Source organism: Pseudoxanthomonas sp. Root65 (assembly GCF_001427635.1).
Classification (GTDB): Bacteria; Pseudomonadota; Gammaproteobacteria; order Xanthomonadales; family Xanthomonadaceae; genus Pseudoxanthomonas_A.
This window is the reverse complement of the sequence record NZ_LMHA01000002.1, coordinates 598,547-616,239: the sequence shown is the minus strand read 5'-3', so window position 1 is coordinate 616,239 and position 17,693 is coordinate 598,547. Positions and strand designations below refer to the sequence as shown.

Here is a 17,693-nt window from a genome sequence, read left to right as displayed (position 1 = left end):
ACCGGATCCTGCACGACCCGTAGCCCGGTTAGCGCGCAGCGAAAACCGGGACCCCGCCCGTCGACGCATCGCCATGACCCGGCGATCGCGCATTCCCGGGTTTCGCCTTCGGCTCTACCCGGGCTACGGCCTCGCGGAGACAACGACCAGGCGAAGAGACCTTCCTCACGGATCGCCAGCCAGGCAATCCTCCATCCACGGCTCCGCCAGCAGCGCATCGCGTTGGTCGTCAGCCATGGGCACGGCCTGGTAGTAACCGAAGCAGGAGCCGTCCGTACGCGTCGACGTGGAAAGCTCGCCCTTACAGATCCGCAGCGGTTTGTCGATGGTCTGCCAGCCGTCTTCGCACTCGGTATCGGTTTCGGAACCCGGCCGACCGCAGACGTGCGTGCGCCGCGCCTCCGTGGGCGAGTCCGCGCGCGCAACGATCCTGCCTCTGTACTCTTTTCCGGTGGCGAAATGAAACCAGGTACCGCAGATGCGGTCGCCCCGTTGCAGCAGCACGTAGCGGCTGCACTGGTCCGACGGGGTCTCACCGTGGCACGCCTCCCATTCCCCCGCGAACGTGCCGCTTGCACCAGCGGAAGCAGGGGCCGCTTCGCTGCCCGCCTGCCCAGCGCGCATTCCCGTGCATGCCACCAGACCCAACAGCGCCACCACCGTCCATCTACGCATCCAGAATCCCTCCCGACCGGCGTTGGCCGATGCTACGACGCGACTACATTACCGACAACCACATATATTCATGGACGTGATCAAGCGCTTCGGCTTGAAGCTGACAGCGGCGCGTCACGACGCGCGTTGCCGCATGCGCTTACCACGGTGAATGTTGCTCCCTCGCGAACACAACACCCGCATGCGCACTTCCCTTCTCCCCGTGCAACGGGGAGAAGGTGCCGAAGGCGGATGAGGGGCGCTGTTCCGTCCGCGCATGCGCTGCACGCTGCCCCGGGTGCGCTGCGCTTACCCGGGCTACGACATGCAAACGTCAGCGTCCGAACAACTTTTTCGCGTTGACACTACGGATCTTCGCTTTCTCGTCGTCGCTCAGGTCCAGGCGTTCGAATGCTTCGACGGTGCGGCCGAGGCCGATCTGCGGGTAGTCGGAGCCGAGCAGCACGTGGTCGAGGCCGACGTTGCGCAGGGTCCAGAGGAATTCTTCTTCCACCGGGGAATCGGCCACCACCAGCACGGTGGCGGAAATGTCGAAGTAGAGGTTCTCGAAGCCGAAGCCGTCGGCGGTGCGCGCCAGGGCGAGGATGTTCCAGAAGCGGAAGTTGAGGCCGCCGATGTGGGCGAGGATGAAGGTCGTCTTCGGCACGCGCACCACCAGGTTGAACAGCTTCTCGCTGTCGCCGGGCAGGATGTTGGCGTTGTCCATCAGCACGGTGACGCCGAGTTCGCCGGCGCGGCGCGCGAGCGCTTCCACGCGCGGGTCGGCCACGTCGAAGCCTTGGGTATGCGCGTGGATCTTCAGCACCTTCACCCCGGCGGCGGCCACACGGGCCAGTTCGGTCAGCGCGGCGTCGCCGTCGTAGGGGTGGACGGTGGCGATGGGCAGCACGTCGGCGTGCTGCGCGGCCAGGGCGATCACGCGGTCGTTGCCGGCGCGGATCTTCGCCAGCTCGCCCTGCCGGGCCTGGTGCGGGCCGCCGAACCACATCACGCCGATGCCCGACAGGTCCAGACCGGCGGCGCGCACGTCGTCGCGGTACTGCTGCAAGGAAGTTTCGCCATCGCGCAGGTGGACGTGGACGTCGAACACGGGGGTGGCGGCGACCGCCATCGGGGATATCAGGCACAGCGACAGGACCAGCGCGCGCAGCATGCGTCGTCTCACAACCAGAGGAGGCGTGCATGGTGCCACGCCCCGCCCCGACGGACGGCAGTTGACACATTTCGACGTTTAGCTAACTATCGCACCATGAGCCAGGTCTTCCGCGCCCTTTCCGATCCCACCCGCCGCCAGGTGCTGCAGTTGCTGCGTCAGGGGCCGCTGAGCGCGGGCGAGCTGAGCGACCAGTTCGACGTGTCCAAGCCGACCATGTCGGCGCACTTCGCGGTGTTGAAGGAGGCCGACCTGGTGCATGCGGAAAAGGTCGGCAAGTCGGTGATCTACCACCTGAAGCTGTCGGTGCTCGAAGACGCACTGCTCGGCTTCGTCCACTCCTTCGGTGCGGGCAGTACCGCGCCGAAGTCCAAGAAAGGAGCTGCGAAATGAACAAAGAAGTGATGTCCAGCCTGGCCTGGGGGATCGGCCTCGTGGTGCTGGCGCTGTGCGCCACGTTCGCCCGCTCGCGCGGTTACATCGACGGCGACATGGTCGACCGCATCGTGATGGGGGCGATCGGCCTGATGGTGGCGTGGTTCGGCAACCAGATGCCCAAGCGGTTCGTGCCCAGTGCGCGGGCGCGGCAGGCGCAGCGCGTGGCCGGGTGGTCGATGGCGCTCAGCGGGCTGGTCTATGCGGGGTTCTGGATCGCGGCGCCGAAGGACGTGGCGGTGGTGGGCGGTTCGCTGGCGATCCTGCTGGGCATCGGGGTGACGGTGGCCTACTGCCTGTCGCTGCGGAACAAGGCGCGGGTGTCGGGCGCCTGAGGCGGGTGTCGGCGGGCCGGTTTGCTGGCCGGCGCGCAGGGGGTCCGGCGGCGGTTGGATCGTTTCGATGCAACGCTGGATGTTTTCGATGCAGCGCTGGATCTATTCGATGCAACGTTCGATCGTTTCGATGGAACGTTGGCTCTTAGTGTTAGAAGAACCGATGTTTTCGATCCAACGCTGGATGTTTTTGATGCAACGTTGGGTCTTACTGTTAGAAGAACGGATGTTTTTGATCCAACGTTGGATCTTTTTGATGGAAAGTTGGGCCTTGGTGTTAGATGAGCCGATGGTTTCGATGCAACGTTGGATCTTTTTGATCCAACGCTGGATGTTTTTGATGCAACGTCGGATCTTGATGTTGGAAGACAACGCCGGGAAACAGGCGACGATGCGTCTTTGTGTGAGAAGCGCCGGCGGCGGGCCAAGGCCCGCCCTACGCGGGTGACCGTGGGTGCGGCGAGAGTGTCGGCCCCGGGTGCGCTGCGCTTACCCGGGCTACGGGGGACGCAAACGCCGGCAGCCCTGCCCCGTTACGCCGGCGGCGCGGTCAGCGGCAGATGAAGAAGCAGCCCAGCATCGACTTGTCCAGGCTCACCTGCAGGGCTTCGCCGTCCTTGAGGTGCACGGTCTTGGAGAAGGTGGTGTTCTTCTTCACGTCCTCGAACCAGTAGGCGACCTGGTCGTTGGAGCCGATGTGCTGGTTGCCGACAAACACGTCGGTGCGGCCGGTCACTTCGCTGCGGGTCACGGTCTCCTTGTAGGAGAAGTCGGCGATCAGCAGGTACTCGCCGGGCGGCAGCCGGGTGAAGCGGAAGCTGCCCTGGTCGTCCAGGATGGTGGCGAACATGAAGTGCTTGGCGATGCGCTCGGGGATCCGGTCGGGCATCTTCTGGCTCTGCTTGACCGTCTCGAACCACTGCTTGAACTCGTCGCTCATGTGGATCAGCCCCACCCGCTGGCTGCCCTTCGGCGGGTACTGCTTCTTGGCCAGCATCGCGCCCTTGTAGAAGGCGGTGCCGGCGATGGTGCCGGTGCCCACCAGCCGAATCTCCGACGTGGCTTCGGCCAGGCTCTTGCCGCCGGTGTAGGGCTTGCCGGCCAGGCAGTCGAGCATGGCGCTGCGCGCCTGGTCCAGGCCGTCGTAGGACAGAGCGAACACGTCCACGCCGTCCACGCGCGCGGTCATGCCGGTTTCCTTGGCGCGCATGGAGGCCATGGTCTGTTTCAGGTCGCCGATAGGGATCATCACGAAGCCGCCGCCCTTGGCGCCGCTGGCCGGCATCAGGGCGCCGCGCATCGTGGCGGGCGGCAGGCCGTCCTGTTGCACCTGCACGCTGACTTCCTTCGCGGCCGGGGGTGCGGCGATGCGGGGGCCGTGCAGCAGGAGGGCGCCGCTGGGCGTCTTGGCGCTGGGGCCGATCAGGGCCAGTTGCGACTGGTCCTTCTTGGCGGCGGTGAAGCGGGCCACGCAGCCCTTGCCGGGCGTGCCTTCGGGCTGCTGCAGGAACCAGGCGCCGTCGGTGTTGCGGGTGATGAGGCGGCCTTCGTCGTCGGCGGCGCGTGCCGGGGCGGTGAGGCCGAGGGTGGCGGCCAGCAGGGTGAGCAGTGCGGGGGTCAGGCGACGAGGCGTCATCACGGGCGTCCGATGTCCAGGTGCGTGGAATTGTGACGGGTCGGCGGGAGGTGCACGAGTGACGTTGGTCCTCTGTGCGGTGCCGTTGGTCACGGGCTGCGGCCGCGGCATTCGGCGAGGCGTTGCCATGCGGGCGTCAGGCTTTTTCCCTCTCCGGAGAGGCTCGATGTGTGACGAGAGCGGCTTTCGGTCGCCCCAGAGAGGGTGCAAGTGAGAAGAGAGAGACTTCCCTGCTCTCTCCTCAGGCTTTTTGGCGCTTTGAAGCGGCGCGGTGCGTGAGGAGAGAGGCTTTGCGGCGCTTTAGAGCGGCTGGCAGTGAGAAGAGAGAGACTTTTTTGCGCTCTCGTCAGGCTTTTTCACGCTCTGGAGAGGCTTGCGGGCGAATCGAAGAGGGTTTGGGGCGCTCTATCGACGGAAAGGGAGCACCCGGTGGCGGTCGCTCAGGCGAGTGAGGCTCTCCATGCGGTGGCGACACGGGCGGCGACATCGGGCTGGCGGCGGTAGTTGTCGACGTTCTCGCGCAGGTCGACCCAGCGTTGGTGGTTCAGCAGGGTGGCCAGGTGCAGGTTGAGGTGGAGGACGCGGTCGCAGGCGTCGGTCAGCGACAGTTCCGTAAGGCGGACCCAAGCCCGCCTTACGGTTTGGCCAGCAATTCTTGCAAAGGAAGGAAGCACCAAAACACCCTATTTTAGGGCCGTCTTGAGAAGCCACCCCTGATACTCCGCTTCCAGCTCTGGCTTGTGCCGAAAATAGCCAACATCCTCAGCGTGCCTAAGCCATTGGCGCCAGTCATCTTGAACTCTTCGACGCATATCCGGCCTTTGGGAAAGTAGTGGCCAAAGCCGTTCGGCATGCAGGAAAAATGTTTCAACCGGCTTAAGCAAGGTCTCTGGCTGGAAACGCCCTTCCACCATAGCCAACTGAAGCGCCGCCTCACCCTCTTTGTAAAACTTAAATGCCTCATCAAGGGAATATTCGCCCCTGTGACCAGCGATAATTAAGCAAGTAGTTCCGAACGTGGTGAGCGGAAACGCATGACGCTCCTTGTCAACGGCAGCGCGCGAAAATGAATATGCAGCCGAATAGTTGTACGCCTCTAGCTCTAGTAGCGCTCTCTGCTCCCAAAAGCGCGAGTTCCATCCAAAAAACGGCTCCACGCTCCCGTACCAGTCCCTTGCTTTATCGATATCACCGCCAAGAGTCGCGTAAACACTCCTTCGCTCCATCAGAACTTTACATATGCGATGAGCATACGACTTAGCCTGTATTGCTTGAATGTTAACAACCGGCGATATGGCTGCAACCAGATCTCTTGCAACTGCAGCCATAAGATCAAAATTCCTGTTCCTTTCAAAGACACGCTCCGCCAGAATTCGATGCCTAAATCTAATTCCTCTGCGCTCCACAAAAAGAATATCTGACAATACGCCATCATCCAAACAGTATTTTACAATAACTTCGCTTGGTATCCCAGAAACCGCAGAAGCGAAATGCAGCGGCAACGGATATCCCCAGCGATGCGTTTGCGATATCGCAAATACTAAGTGCCGCAGATCATCGTTCCCATCGATAATCTTTGCAAGCTCCAGCAACCGCGCATCAAACCCGTTACCTATATCCACATCAGAAAGAGAGGACAAAAGGCTTCCGTGATGCTTATTTATGAATACTTTTCTTATTTCAGATGTTGGCCATGATCCCATCGAGCCTAGCCGCTTCGCCGCTCTTCTCTTTTCAATGACTGCAATTGCATCCGCAGGCGTCAATTCACTGTGATCGACCCAGGTCAGCGAACTAATATCTGAGAACTGTGGAAGCAATCCTTTCTGTCGACGACTTCTGTCAGAAAAGATGACGCCAATCTTCAGCCGTCGCTTCTGAGCTTTCCTAGCAAGATCCGATACAGCCACTCCGATATCCGCCATCTCGTCAAAAATTAGAACGGCACTACGCGACGAAAGACACTCGAGACAAGCATCTACATCCACATCATCATCGCCAGTAAAAATGTAGACAGGGATCGGACTCAACTCCCTAGCTACGCGAAGAAGCGTTGTGGTCTTTCCGCAACCAGCGTCCCCGTACAAACCAACAGCCGGCGAGCCATCTCGAAGACCTAAGCGAAGAGATTCAACTATCCTTCCGGAGAAGGAAAGCACTGCATCTCTTTCGGAAACTATGTCGCTCCACAACGGCTCGTCTCCAGCATAAAAATCCTGCCGTGGAGGAGATCGTCCCGGACTGTCCGCCAACAAGAGCCTAAACTGCCGACCAAAAGCTCTCGCCTTGTTCGGATCTACAGATTTTGGAAGGAGCTCGGGGTTACTCAGTACGTAGTCAGCCACATCGGCAGCGAGCGCACCGAAGAAATCTTCACCACTCACTCCGATCGGGATGAGTCCGAGCCTATCGCGCAGTCTTTCAGCAGATGCGGCATCAACGTCTTTTACGATTGCAATTGAAGGAGTTCCGTTCATTAGACGGGACTCATTCTTAGCGCGCAAAGTTCGCGCAAGATCAACCTCGCCTATCAACGAGGCTCCACAAGCAATAATCGGCCGCTCTTTGAACTCAGTGAAGAATGCCGTGTGCCAATAACCCTCACCCCGAAGAGCCTCCGCATATTCGTGAAGGGAGAAAACTTTTGACCCCTGATTTAATGCTCTACCATGCAGATATACAACCTGAAGACCATCCTGGTCGTTCCTAACCCGGTACCTTTCTTTAAAATCAATTTCTCTTATTTTCTTGGTTGCGAAGACGGCAGAAATTAAATCATCTATATTAAGTGTCCATACCCTCCACCACTCTATAGAAGACACAACTCCATGCCATGATGGCGAGCACCCGGTGAGTCTCCTCCTCAAGAAACTAGAAACTCTCTCAATGCCTACTTTGTAAACAGCATCTTCATAGGCAAGAGGGAGATCTGCGGCGGTAGCAACATCTAGCAGCAGGGAGAACTCCTGTTTTAACTCCTCTGCAAGCCCTTTAGATGTAGGTAAATTCTTCTTTGCGCTGTTTTTTGCACCAAGAGAGAATCCCGCTCCAAGTAACAACGAGTATTCACCGAGCGCCGCGGCTCGAACGACGAGCGCAGCATCAGTGACGCTTAATCCGAATGCCTCAATCCTGTGCACCATTAGTTCTCCTTAGGCCAACAGCTTGCAGTAAGCACGCATAGCTGAGCCGGTTTTCGCTAAGTCCCATACCTGATTCTCAACACTCACTCTGGCGGCTTGTGGCCGTCTGACGACAAACTTTGGGCTATCGGTCATGCGCGCCCTTGCAAGGCGGATGATCTCAAGTGATCGTAGCCATGATGTTGCCTAAACGGTAATGTCATCGCTACTTGCCCCTGCTACTCAGTCCATGAAGTCCCCCTCACCCGACGCCCTCACCCCCAATGAGTGACGCGCCAAGCCGCACGCGCGCGGCGTCGCTGAGTCCGCTGGACAGGGAAGACCTCCACATCAAACGGCACGAGCGCAGCATCGGCTCCCTCGTCAGCCTGCTGGTGCACGTCCTGTTCCTGGCCGCCCTGCTGTACTCCTCCAGGATCACCCTGTCCCAGCCCGAGAGCAGCAGCGCCGGCGGCGCGCGCGTCAAAGTCGACTTCCTGGGCGACCCCACCGACGCCACCCCCAACCCGCCCGTTCCCCCGACCGGCACCCCGACCCCCAGCGAACGCCCCACACCCCGCAAACCCCTGGTCACCACCGCCGTCACCTCCCCGGTGGACACCACCCGCGTGACCGAGGCCGAGAACCCCGTCGCCCCCGACGAAGCCCAACCCCAGCCCCCCGCCAGCCAACAGGCCATCGCCCCGCCCCAGGACCGCCCCCCGTCCAGCCCACCCGCCTGGCGCCGCTCCGCCCAATGGGGCCAGCCCCCCGGCATGCTCGCCCAGGACACCGCCCCCGAGAACTACGGTCCCACCGCCGGCAGCGGCCAACGCCAGGGCAACCAGCAGGGCAACGCCGCCACCCCCAGCATGGAAGTGGACGGCCACCAGATCTACTACGACCTGCGCAACGAACTGCGCATCGCCGAATGGCAGGCCCAGGGCATGAAGGAAATCGCCTTCCCCCTGCCCGGCCGCCGCGACCTGATGGTCTGCGCCCTGGAGATCGTGGCCACCCGCGGCTCCGGCGGCTGCCGCCTGGCCCAACCCGGCGACCCCGACCTGGCCGCCATCGGCGACGCCCGCGACGTGGTGAACGTCATGCGCATCTACCGCCGCGGCGAACTGATCTGGCGCGGGCCCGGGGTGTACCGGTAAGCCCACAAGCCTCCGCTGTTTCCTTCTCCCTGCAATAGCGGGGGTGAGGATGACCTGCTTGCGCGGCATGCCGCGCGGGTCATCCGAACGCCGGGCGTGCTTCGCCCGGCCGGGGCAGGTGCCCGGAGGGCGGATGAGGGGCAAAGCGCGATGTGTCACCGGGCGCCGACACGTCCGCCTCTCCGTTCGCCCCTCACCCGCCTTCGGCACCCTCTCCCCGCACTCGGGGCGAGGGAACAGCCGCTCGCGGCAAGACTCAGCCGAGATGTGCCGATACTTTTCCTTCTCCCTGCGCAGCGGGGAGAAGGTGCCCGGAGGGCGGATGAGGGGCAAAGCGCGGTGTGTCACCGGGCGCGGATGCGTCCACCTCTCCGTTCGCCCTTCACCCGCCTTCGGCACCCTCTCCCCGCTTCGCAGGGAGAGGGAACCTCTAAGAGAATCCGGCAAACGGAGAGATCCAGCGCGGGGTTCCGCGATCTGGTCTACGAGTTAGACCCCGATGACCGGCGCCGGTGACGGCGGCTCCGCGCGCCATTGCACCTCGGCCCTGACCAACAGCCCTGCCCGCTGCCGTATCCCGGACGCGGCCCACAGGCCGGCCATCTGCTCCAGCGGCACATCCAGCAACAGCCAGCGCACCGTCAACGATCCGGAGGCGAGCGACGCCCAGCGCGCAGGCTGCGACAGGCCTTCGCCCAGCGTCTCGTGCAGGCGCATCGGGCGCTCGGAGACCGACTGCAGCGTGGCGTCCAGCAGGGCCAGCTCGACCAGCGCCTCGCCGCCCAGGCCGGCCACCAGATAGTCCAGTTCCAGTTCCAGCGGCGGCAGCAAGGTGCTTGCGCCCACCCGCCGCTCCATCACCTCGTTGCGCCGCGCTTTCGCCAGCGCAATCCGCAGCAGGTGGACGAACAGGCCCTCCCGCGCGGGCGCGTCGGGGGACGGCGCCTGCACGATCACCTGCGTCCCGGGCGGCAACGCCGACGCCAGCTGCCCGCGCAGTACGTCGGTGACCAGCGCGATGACTTCATGGGACGACATGGCGGCTCTCCTCCGGGTTGCAGATCGCCGCCACGGCCGTGGACGGCGCGATTACATGTTGCGCCGGTACTCGCCGCCCACGTCGTACAGCGCGTGGCTGATCTGCCCCAGACTGTGCGTCTTCACCGCCTCGATCAGGGCCTCGAACACGTTGCGGCGCTCGCGGGCGGCGCGCTGCAGGTAGGCCAGGCCGTGACCGTCGTGCACCTCGGGCTCGGCATGTTCTTCCATCGCGGCGGCGTGGCTGTGGTCGGTCTCGCCTTCCGGCGCCAGCGCGTTGCGGCTGGCCTGCCAGGCGCGGACGTTGGCGATCTGCTGGGCCTTCTCTTCCTCGGTCGAACGGATCAGCTCGATCTCGGTGGCGATCTCGCCGCCGTGCTCGCGCGGCAGGAAGGTGTTGACACCCACCAGCGGCAGGCTGCCGTCGTGTTTCTTGTGCTCGTAGTACAGCGACTCTTCCTGGATCTTGCCGCGCTGGTACATGGTGTCCATGGCGCCGAGCACGCCGCCGCGCTCGCTGATCGCCTCGAATTCCTTGTAGACCGCCTCTTCCACGATGTCGGTCAGCTGGTCGACGACGAAACTGCCCTGCCAGGGGTTCTCGTTGAAGTTCAGCCCCAGCTCCTTGTTGATGATCATCTGGATGGCGACCGCACGGCGCACGCTTTCTTCGGTGGGCGTGGTGATCGCCTCGTCGTAGGCGTTGGTGTGCAGGCTGTTGCAGTTGTCGAACAGTGCGTACAGCGCCTGCAGCGTGGTGCGGATGTCGTTGAACTGGATCTCCTGCGCGTGCAGCGAGCGGCCGGAGGTCTGGATGTGGTACTTCATCATCTGGCTGCGCTCGTTGGCGCCATAGCGCTCGCGCATGGCACGCGCCCAGATGCGGCGTGCGACGCGGCCGATGACGGTGTACTCGGGGTCCATGCCGTTGCTGAAGAAGAACGACAGGTTGGGCGCGAAGTCGTCGATCTTCATGCCGCGCGCCAGGTAGTACTCGACGATGGTGAAGCCGTTGCTCAGGGTGAAGGCGAGCTGGCTGATCGGGTTCGCCCCTGCCTCGGCGATGTGGTAGCCGCTGATGCTCACCGAGTAGAAGTTGCGCACCGCGTTGTCGACGAAATACTGCTGGATGTCGCCCATCATGCGCAGGGCGAACTCGGTGCTGAAGATGCAGGTGTTCTGCGCCTGGTCTTCCTTCAGGATGTCGGCCTGCACCGTGCCGCGCACGGTGGCCAGGGTCTCGGCCTTGATGCGCGCGTAGGTTTCGGCGTCCACCAGCTGGTCGCCGGTGATGCCCAGCAGACCCAGACCCAGGCCGGTGTTGGTGGGCGGCAGTTCGCCGTGGTACTGCGGACGCACGCGCCCGGCGAAGAACGCATCGATCTTCTGCTGCGCCTCGGCCCAGCGCGCGTCATCGGCCTTCAGGTACTTCTCCACCTGCTGGTCGATGGCGGTGTTCATGAACATCGCCAGGATCATCGGCGCGGGGCCGTTGATGGTCATCGACACGCTGGTGGTGGGCGCGCACAGGTCGAAGCCGGAGTACAGCTTCTTCATGTCGTCCAGCGTGGGGATGTTGACGCCGGAATTGCCGATCTTGCCGTAGATGTCCGGGCGCGGCGCCGGGTCTTCGCCGTACAGGGTGACGCTGTCAAAGGCGGTGGACAGGCGCGCGGCCGGCTGGCCGACGCTGAGGTAATGGAAGCGGCGGTTGGTGCGCTCCGGCGTGCCTTCGCCGGCGAACATGCGGATGGGATCCTCACCGGTGCGGCGGTACGGATACACGCCGCCGGTATACGGATAGCTGCCGGGAAGATTCTCTTTCTGCAGGAAGGTCAGCAGTTCACCCCAGCCCTGGTAGGGCGGCGGCGCAATCTTGGGGATCTGCTGGTGGCTGAGCGAGGTGGTGTAGTTGTCGATGCGGATGGTCTTGCCGCGCACCTGGTATTCGTTGACCGGGTCGGTGACCGCCTTGTGCCGGGCGGGCCACTCGCGCAGCAGCTTCAGCGCCTCGGAGGAGAGCGACTGGATGGCGTCGTTGTAGCGCTGGCGGAGGGTGAGCAGGGAACGGTCGACGGGTTGCGCTTCCGTGGGAGCGACGTGAGTCGCGACTGACGTTGCTCCCACGACTGCGTCCGCCGAGTACAACGCCAACGCCTTCGGCAACGCCGGATCGTCCAGATCCTTCAACGCATTCCAGTAATGCTGCGCGCGGCTGGCGGTCTCGGCTTCGGTCTCGATGCGGCGGTTGATGCCGCGGCCCTGTTCGGCGATCTCGGCCAGGTAGCGCACGCGGCTGCCGGGGATCAGCACGGTGGCGCGCGGTTCCTTCAGGGTGGTGTCGAGGGCGGGGGTCCACTTCTCCGCCGGCAGCTGCAGCTTCTCGCGCAGCAGGCGGCACAGGTTGGCGAACATCCAGCTGACGCCGGGGTCGTTGAACTGGCTGGCGATGGTGGGATAGACCGGCACGTCGGCATCCGGCGTCTGGAACGCCACGCGGTTGCGCTTCCACTGCTTGCGCACGTCGCGCAGCGCGTCCTCGGCACCGCGCTTGTCGTACTTGTTCAGCACGATCAGTTCGGCGAAGTCGATCATGTCGATCTTCTCCAGCTGGCTGGCCGCGCCGTAGTCGCTGGTCATCACGTACATGGGGAAGTCGACCAGGTCGACGATCTCCGAATCGCTCTGGCCGATGCCGGCGGTCTCGACGATCACCAGGTCGAAGCCGAGCGACTTCAGGAACGCGATGCAGTCCTTCAGCACCGCATTGGTGGCCACGTGCTGGCGGCGCGTGGCCATCGAACGCATGTAGATGCGCTCGCTGCGCAGCGCGTTCATGCGGATGCGGTCGCCGAGCAGCGCGCCGCCGGTGCGGCGACGGGTGGGATCGACCGAGATCACCGCGATATGCATCTGCGGGAAGCACGACAGGAAGCGGTTCATCAGTTCGTCGGTGACCGACGACTTGCCGGCGCCACCGGTGCCGGTGATCCCGACCACCGGGGTGGTCGGGCGGGATTCGGGATGGGGGATTCGTGATTCGCTGGAGCGTGCAGTGGCCCACCCCTTGCGAAGGAGAACCAGCTCGGCCTCAGAGAAGGCGCCATCTTCGATCGCACTGAGCATGCGACCGATACTGGCTTCGTCCCGCACGCTCGGTTGTTGCGTTTGCCTTTGCGAATCCCGAATCCCGAATCGCGAATCCCGGGCCGTGCTGGCACGGCTCACCACATCCTGGATCATCTCCACCAGCCCCATCTTCATGCCGTCGTTGGGGTGGTAGATGCGTTCCACACCGTAGGCCTGCAGCTCGGCGATTTCTTCCGGAGTGATGGTGCCGCCGCCGCCGCCGAACACGCGCACATGGCCGGCGCCGCGTTCCTTCAGCATGTCGACCATGTACTTGAAGTACTCGACGTGGCCGCCCTGGTAGCTGGACAGTGCGATGCCGTCGGCGTCTTCCTGCAGCGCGGCGCGGACGACGTCCTCGACGCTGCGGTTGTGGCCCAGGTGGATGACTTCCGCGCCCTCGCCCTGGATCAGGCGGCGCATGATGTTGATGGCGGCGTCGTGCCCGTCGAACAGGCTGGCGGCGGTGACGAAGCGCAGCGGCGTGGTGTCGGCCTGGGCGGCGGGAAACTGGCTGGCGGGTGTGCTCACGCGGACTCACTTGCAGTGCTGACAGACGCGGGATTGTAGCCGCTCGCGTGTCATGACCTCACCAATTGCACACCAGTGGACACGGCACGCACACCCTACGGTGGCGTGCGGTGGCGCGCGCTCAGCACAGCCCGAACGGCAGCTCGCGGGTGGAGACCACGCGCTGGCCGACGGGTTCGCCGCGCAGGAAGCGCAGCGCGGCCTCCAGTGTTTCCGGTGCGATGGTCACGCGATGGTGGCCCAGGCCGGTGGTGCTGAGCAGCGTGGCCTGCGGCCAGTAGCGCGCGTAACGCTCGCCTTCGCACCACGGCACGTCGGTGTCTTCCAGGTCGTGCACGATCAGGCCGGGTCGCGCGATCTGCGGGGCGGTGGCCTGTGCGTGCAGGTCGCGGATGTCGTGGGCGGTGAGTTCCTGGTAGTCGTCGAACAGGCGGCGGCTGAGGAACTGCGCCAGCCCGACCATGCCGCCGAAGCGGCGCGCGGCGTCGAACGGATCGGCGGCCGGCGCCAGCAGGATCACGCGCTCGGCCTGCAGGCCGTTCGCCATCGCGATCGCCGCGGCCGCACCGCCCAGCGAATGGCCGACGATGGCGGCCAGCGGACCGAGGCTGTCGGCCACGCGCTGTGCGGCATGGGCGAACATCGGCAGCGTGGCGCGGCGTCCGCTGCTGCGGCCATGCGCGGGCTGGTCGAATGCGACCACCGCATAGCCGGCACGGCGCAGCGGTTCGACCCACGGCAGGAAGCGCAGGCCGAAACTGGACCAGCCGTGCACCAGCAGCACGGTGGGTTGCCGTTGCGGGTCGCCCCAGGTGTAGGTGGCCAGGCGCTCGCGGCCGAAGGCCAGTTCCCCAAGGCGTGCGCCGCCGGTCTCGGCCTGGCGCGCCCGGGTGCGTGCGCCGGGCATGGGCGTGCAGAACAGCTGGAACGCCCGGGCCAGCGTGGCGCGAGGCGCCAGCCAGCTGCCGACGGCGAAGCGGGCGCTCAGCACGGCCAGCTTCCATGATTTACGAACGGTCGTGCTATTTCGCGGGACAGAGACAGCGGCCATGACAGAGACCTCGGAGGTGGATCAGGCGGAGGTGGAAACCGCGGGGGCGCCGTACGACGCCAGCAGGCGGTCCAGCGACCGGCGGGCGAGACGGGGCGCCTGCTCGGCGTCGTACAGGCGGGCGTCGTGCAGGCCCTGGGCGATGGCGAACAGCTCGAACGCCAGCAGCACCGGGTCGGTGTCGCGCGACAGTTCGCCGGTGTCGATGCACATGCCGATCGCCTTCACCAGTTGCTGGCGCAGCTGCCGCAGCCAGTCGACGATCCGGTCGTGCAGCAGGCCCGGGCGGGCGTCGTACTCGTGGGCGGCGGCCAGGATCACGCAGCCGTCGGGGTTGTCGCAGACCCAGCCGAACCAGTTCTCCATGATCGCGCGCAGCCGCGGCAGGCCGCGCGGCAGACCGACGGCGGGGGCGATCACGGCGCGCGCATAGCGCTCGGCGGTCCACTCGAGCACGGTCAGCTGCAGGTCTTCGCGCGAACCGAAATGGGCGAACACCCCGCTCTTGGACATGCCGGCGGCGGTGGCCAGTTCGCCGATCGACAAGCCTTCCAGGCCATGGCGGGCGGCGATGTCATACGCCCGCGCGACGATCATCTCGCGGGTGGCGTTGCCTTTGTGGGTGGCGGCGTGCGGTGTCATGAAGACAGGAATAGCACGGTCGTTCTATTCCGGCAATAGGCCGGACGGCACGCTGCCCCCTGCCCCGGCTGTCATCTCGGCCGGGACCGATTGGATTAAACTGCCGGCCAGCGACGACCACGGCGTGATCCGGAAACGTCGCTTTTTTCTTTTCTGACAACCCGTTAGCCGCCCAGCAGGCAAGCCCGCGCCGGCCCCACCCGCGCACCGGAGCCACCCATGATCTTCGAAACCCTCGACACCTCCGGCCACGAACAGGTCGTCTTCTGCCACAACCCGGACGCCGGGCTGAAGGCCATCATCGCCATCCACAGCACCGTGCTGGGCCCGGCGTTGGGTGGCGTGCGCCTGCGCCCCTACGCCGACAGCGCGCTGGCGCTCAACGACGCGCTGCGCCTGAGCCGCACGATGACCTACAAGAACGCGCTGGCCGGCCTGAACGTGGGCGGCGGCAAGGCGGTGATCATCGGCGACAGCAGCGTGGACAAGACCGAGGTGCTGTTCCGCAGCTTCGGCCGTTACGTCGATTCGCTGGGCGGCCGCTACATCACCGCCGAGGACGTCGGCACCGATGTCAACGACATGGAGAACGTCTACCGCGAGACCGAGTACGTGGTGGGCGTGCACCAGGTGCATGGCGGCTCCGGCGACCCGGCCCCGTTCACCGCCTACGGCGCACTGCAGGGCCTGATGGCCACGTTGAACCGCAAGTTCGGCAACGAGGAGATCGGCAAGTACAGCTTCGCCGTGCAGGGCCTGGGCCACATCGGCATGGAGTACGTGAAGCTGCTGAAGGAGCGCGGCGCCAAGCTGTTCGTCACCGACCTCAACCCGGCTCTCGTAGAGCATGCGGTGGAGGAGTACGGCGCCGAGGCGGTCAAGCCGGACGAGATCTACGACTTGCCGGTGGACGTATTCAGCCCGTGCGCGCTGGAGTACGCCATCAACGAGCAGACCCTGCCCCGCCTGAAGGCCAAGGTCATCTGCGGCACCGCCAACAACCAGATGTCGCACGTCACCGGCGTGGAAGCCGCCAAGCGCGGCATCCTGTATGCGCCGGATTACGCGGTGAATGCGGGTGGCGTGATGAACGTGTCGCTGGAGATCGATGGTTACAATCGCGAACGCGCCATGCGCATGATGCGGACCATCTACCACACCGTCGGCAAGATCTTCGACCTGGCGGAGAAGGAAAACATCGCGCCGCAGTACGCCGCCGACCGCATCGCCGAGGCGCGCATGACCGCGATCGGCAAGCTCAAGCTGCCGCTGGGCCGCACCGCGCCGCGCTTCATGGGGCATCTGCGCGGCGAACATTGACGTAGGACGTTCCACACAAAACCTGGAAGTTGGGCCGCGGAGGAGGGAGGACCGAATGCGACCGGATACCGTCAGCGGGTTTCCGCTGGGCGAAGAGTTGGATGCGCTGCGCGAGGCCGTGCAGCGGTTCGCGCAGACCGAGATCGCGCCGCGTGCGGCGCAGATCGACCACGACAATGCGTTCCCGCAGGACCTGTGGCCCAAGCTGGGCGAACTGGGCCTGCTGGGCATCACCGTGGATCCGGAGTTCGGCGGCAGCGGCATGGGTTACCTGGCACACCTGGTGGCGATGGAGGAGATCTCGCGCGCCTCGGGCTCGGTCGGCCTGAGCTATGGCGCGCACTCCAACCTGTGCGTGTCCAACCTCTACCTCAACGGCAACGCCGAACAGCGCGCCAAGTACCTGCCGAAGCTGTGCAGCGGCGAGTGGAAGGGCGCGCTGGCGATGAGCGAGCCGGGCGCCGGCTCGGACGTGGTGGGCTCGATGAGCTGCCGCGCCGAGTTGCGTGACGGCGTCTGGATCGCCAACGGCAACAAGATGTGGATCACCAACGGCCCCGAAGCCGACGTGCTGCTGGTCTACATGCGCACCGCCGGCAAGGACGCGGGCAGCAAGTGCATGACCGCCTTCATCGTCGAACGCGGCATGAAGGGCTTCTCCACGGCGCAAAAGCTGGACAAGCTGGGCATGCGCGGCAGCAACACCTGCGAACTGGTGTTCGAGAACTGCGAGATTCCCGCCGAAAACGTGCTGGGCGAGGTGAACCAGGGCGTGCGCGTGCTGATGAGTGGCCTGAACACCGAACGGCTGGTGTTGAGCGGCGGCCCCATCGGCCTGATGCAGGCCGCGCTCGACATCACCCTGCCCTACGTGCGCGAGCGCAAGCAGTTCGACGCCGCCATCGGCACCTTCGGCCTGATGCAGGGCAAGCTGGCCGACATGTACACCGCGCTGCAGTCCAGCCGCGCGTTCGCCTACCAGGTGGCGCGCGGCTTCGACGAAGGCCAGGGGTCGCGCGCGGCCGCCGCCGGCTGCCTGCTGCACGCCTCGGAAGCCGCCGTGCAGGTGACGCTGGAAGCGATCCAGTCACTGGGCGGCAACGGCTACATCAACGAGTACCCGGCCGGCCGCCTGCTGCGCGATGCCAAGCTCTACGCCATCGGCGCGGGGACCAACGAGATCCGCCGCATGCTGATCGGGCGGGAACTGTTCGACGGGCGGGGCTGAGCGTTCAGCCAACCGCTGGCGTAGAGGGGCCTCTCCCGCTCGTTTCCCTCCCGACGGTGGCGGGCCCGCGCCCGCCCTTGGCGGGTGGGCGCCGCCACGCCGAGGACCGCGCACGGCATCGCAACCGGGTCAGGGTCGGCGGGTCGTGCTGGCGTTCTGTGTGACATGAACTTCCCTCGGACGTCGCGCGTACGCCGCTCCCGGCACGGGACGTGGCCCTGTACCAACGGCCGATTTG

General features: G+C 64.7%; 15 protein-coding genes. 6 read left to right on the top strand and 9 right to left on the bottom strand.

What is annotated here, in order from left to right:
* Positions 1-165: 165 nt before the first annotated feature.
* Together ASD77_RS13425 and ASD77_RS13420 are read right to left on the bottom strand one after the other, a co-directional pair.
* Positions 166-675, bottom strand: coding sequence for a hypothetical protein (locus tag ASD77_RS13425; RefSeq protein WP_156383637.1), 510 nt, complete (start codon positions 673-675; stop codon positions 166-168).
* Positions 676-988: 313 nt separating this feature from the next.
* Positions 989-1,828, bottom strand: a complete 840-nt coding sequence (locus ASD77_RS13420) for an amidohydrolase family protein (protein ID WP_200947398.1) — start codon at positions 1,826-1,828, stop codon at positions 989-991.
* 96 nt (positions 1,829-1,924) lie between these two features.
* On the opposite strand from ASD77_RS13420, the gene ASD77_RS13415 reads away from it, so the two are divergent.
* The 3 genes from ASD77_RS13415 to ASD77_RS13405 all read left to right on the top strand — a co-directional run bounded on the left by ASD77_RS13415 (position 1,925) and on the right by ASD77_RS13405 (position 3,046).
* A complete protein-coding gene (locus tag ASD77_RS13415; protein WP_055942597.1) occupies positions 1,925-2,221 on the top strand; it encodes an autorepressor SdpR family transcription factor in 297 nt (98 codons plus the stop codon).
* Entirely contained in the window at positions 2,218-2,598 is a 381-nt protein-coding gene (locus ASD77_RS18180; protein WP_055942595.1) for a hypothetical protein, read from the top strand. The genes ASD77_RS13415 and ASD77_RS18180 overlap by 4 nt, the downstream gene beginning before the upstream one ends.
* A gap of 67 nt (positions 2,599-2,665) precedes the next feature.
* The gene (locus ASD77_RS13405) at positions 2,666-3,046 is read left to right on the top strand and encodes a hypothetical protein (protein WP_156383636.1); all 381 of its coding nucleotides are present in this window, start codon (positions 2,666-2,668) and stop codon (positions 3,044-3,046) included.
* Positions 3,047-3,148: 102 nt separating this feature from the next.
* On the opposite strand, the gene ASD77_RS13400 is transcribed toward ASD77_RS13405, so the two are convergent.
* The 3 genes from ASD77_RS13400 to ASD77_RS18170 form a co-directional block, all read right to left on the bottom strand.
* Positions 3,149-4,234, bottom strand: coding sequence for a carboxypeptidase-like regulatory domain-containing protein (locus ASD77_RS13400; protein ID WP_156383635.1), 1,086 nt, complete (start codon positions 4,232-4,234; stop codon positions 3,149-3,151).
* 440 nt (positions 4,235-4,674) lie between these two features.
* Entirely contained in the window at positions 4,675-4,908 is a 234-nt protein-coding gene (locus ASD77_RS18175) for a hypothetical protein (RefSeq protein WP_156383634.1), read from the bottom strand.
* A 9-nt stretch (positions 4,909-4,917) separates the two neighbouring features.
* Positions 4,918-7,377, bottom strand: a complete 2,460-nt coding sequence (locus ASD77_RS18170; protein WP_156383633.1) for an SIR2 family protein — start codon at positions 7,375-7,377, stop codon at positions 4,918-4,920.
* Between the two features lie 263 nt (positions 7,378-7,640).
* Here ASD77_RS18170 and ASD77_RS18165 point away from each other — a divergent pair, with 263 nt between their 5' ends.
* The gene (locus tag ASD77_RS18165) at positions 7,641-8,516 is read left to right on the top strand and encodes a type II toxin-antitoxin system RelE/ParE family toxin (protein ID WP_156383632.1); all 876 of its coding nucleotides are present in this window, start codon (positions 7,641-7,643) and stop codon (positions 8,514-8,516) included.
* A gap of 489 nt (positions 8,517-9,005) precedes the next feature.
* Here ASD77_RS18165 and ASD77_RS13385 read toward each other — a convergent pair whose 3' ends face one another.
* From ASD77_RS13385 to ASD77_RS13370, 4 genes are all read right to left on the bottom strand, one after another.
* A complete protein-coding gene (locus ASD77_RS13385) occupies positions 9,006-9,554 on the bottom strand; it encodes a Pvc16 family protein (protein ID WP_055942583.1) in 549 nt (182 codons plus the stop codon).
* A gap of 51 nt (positions 9,555-9,605) precedes the next feature.
* On the bottom strand, positions 9,606-13,214 hold the full coding sequence (locus tag ASD77_RS13380; protein ID WP_055942580.1) for a methylmalonyl-CoA mutase family protein: 3,609 nt from the start codon (positions 13,212-13,214) through the stop codon (positions 9,606-9,608).
* A gap of 121 nt (positions 13,215-13,335) precedes the next feature.
* On the bottom strand, positions 13,336-14,205 hold the full coding sequence (locus ASD77_RS13375) for an alpha/beta fold hydrolase (protein ID WP_235578537.1): 870 nt from the start codon (positions 14,203-14,205) through the stop codon (positions 13,336-13,338).
* 81 nt (positions 14,206-14,286) lie between these two features.
* Positions 14,287-14,907, bottom strand: coding sequence for a TetR/AcrR family transcriptional regulator (locus tag ASD77_RS13370; protein WP_055942572.1), 621 nt, complete (start codon positions 14,905-14,907; stop codon positions 14,287-14,289).
* Between the two features lie 219 nt (positions 14,908-15,126).
* On the opposite strand from ASD77_RS13370, the gene ASD77_RS13365 reads away from it, so the two are divergent.
* Both ASD77_RS13365 and ASD77_RS13360 read left to right on the top strand, forming a co-directional pair.
* Positions 15,127-16,227: a Glu/Leu/Phe/Val dehydrogenase dimerization domain-containing protein gene (locus ASD77_RS13365; RefSeq protein ID WP_055942569.1), complete on the top strand. Its 1,101-nt coding sequence runs from the start codon at positions 15,127-15,129 to the stop codon at positions 16,225-16,227.
* 55 nt (positions 16,228-16,282) lie between these two features.
* Positions 16,283-17,455, top strand: coding sequence for an isovaleryl-CoA dehydrogenase (locus ASD77_RS13360; RefSeq protein WP_055942566.1), 1,173 nt, complete (start codon positions 16,283-16,285; stop codon positions 17,453-17,455).
* The last annotated feature ends 238 nt before the right edge of the window (positions 17,456-17,693 follow it).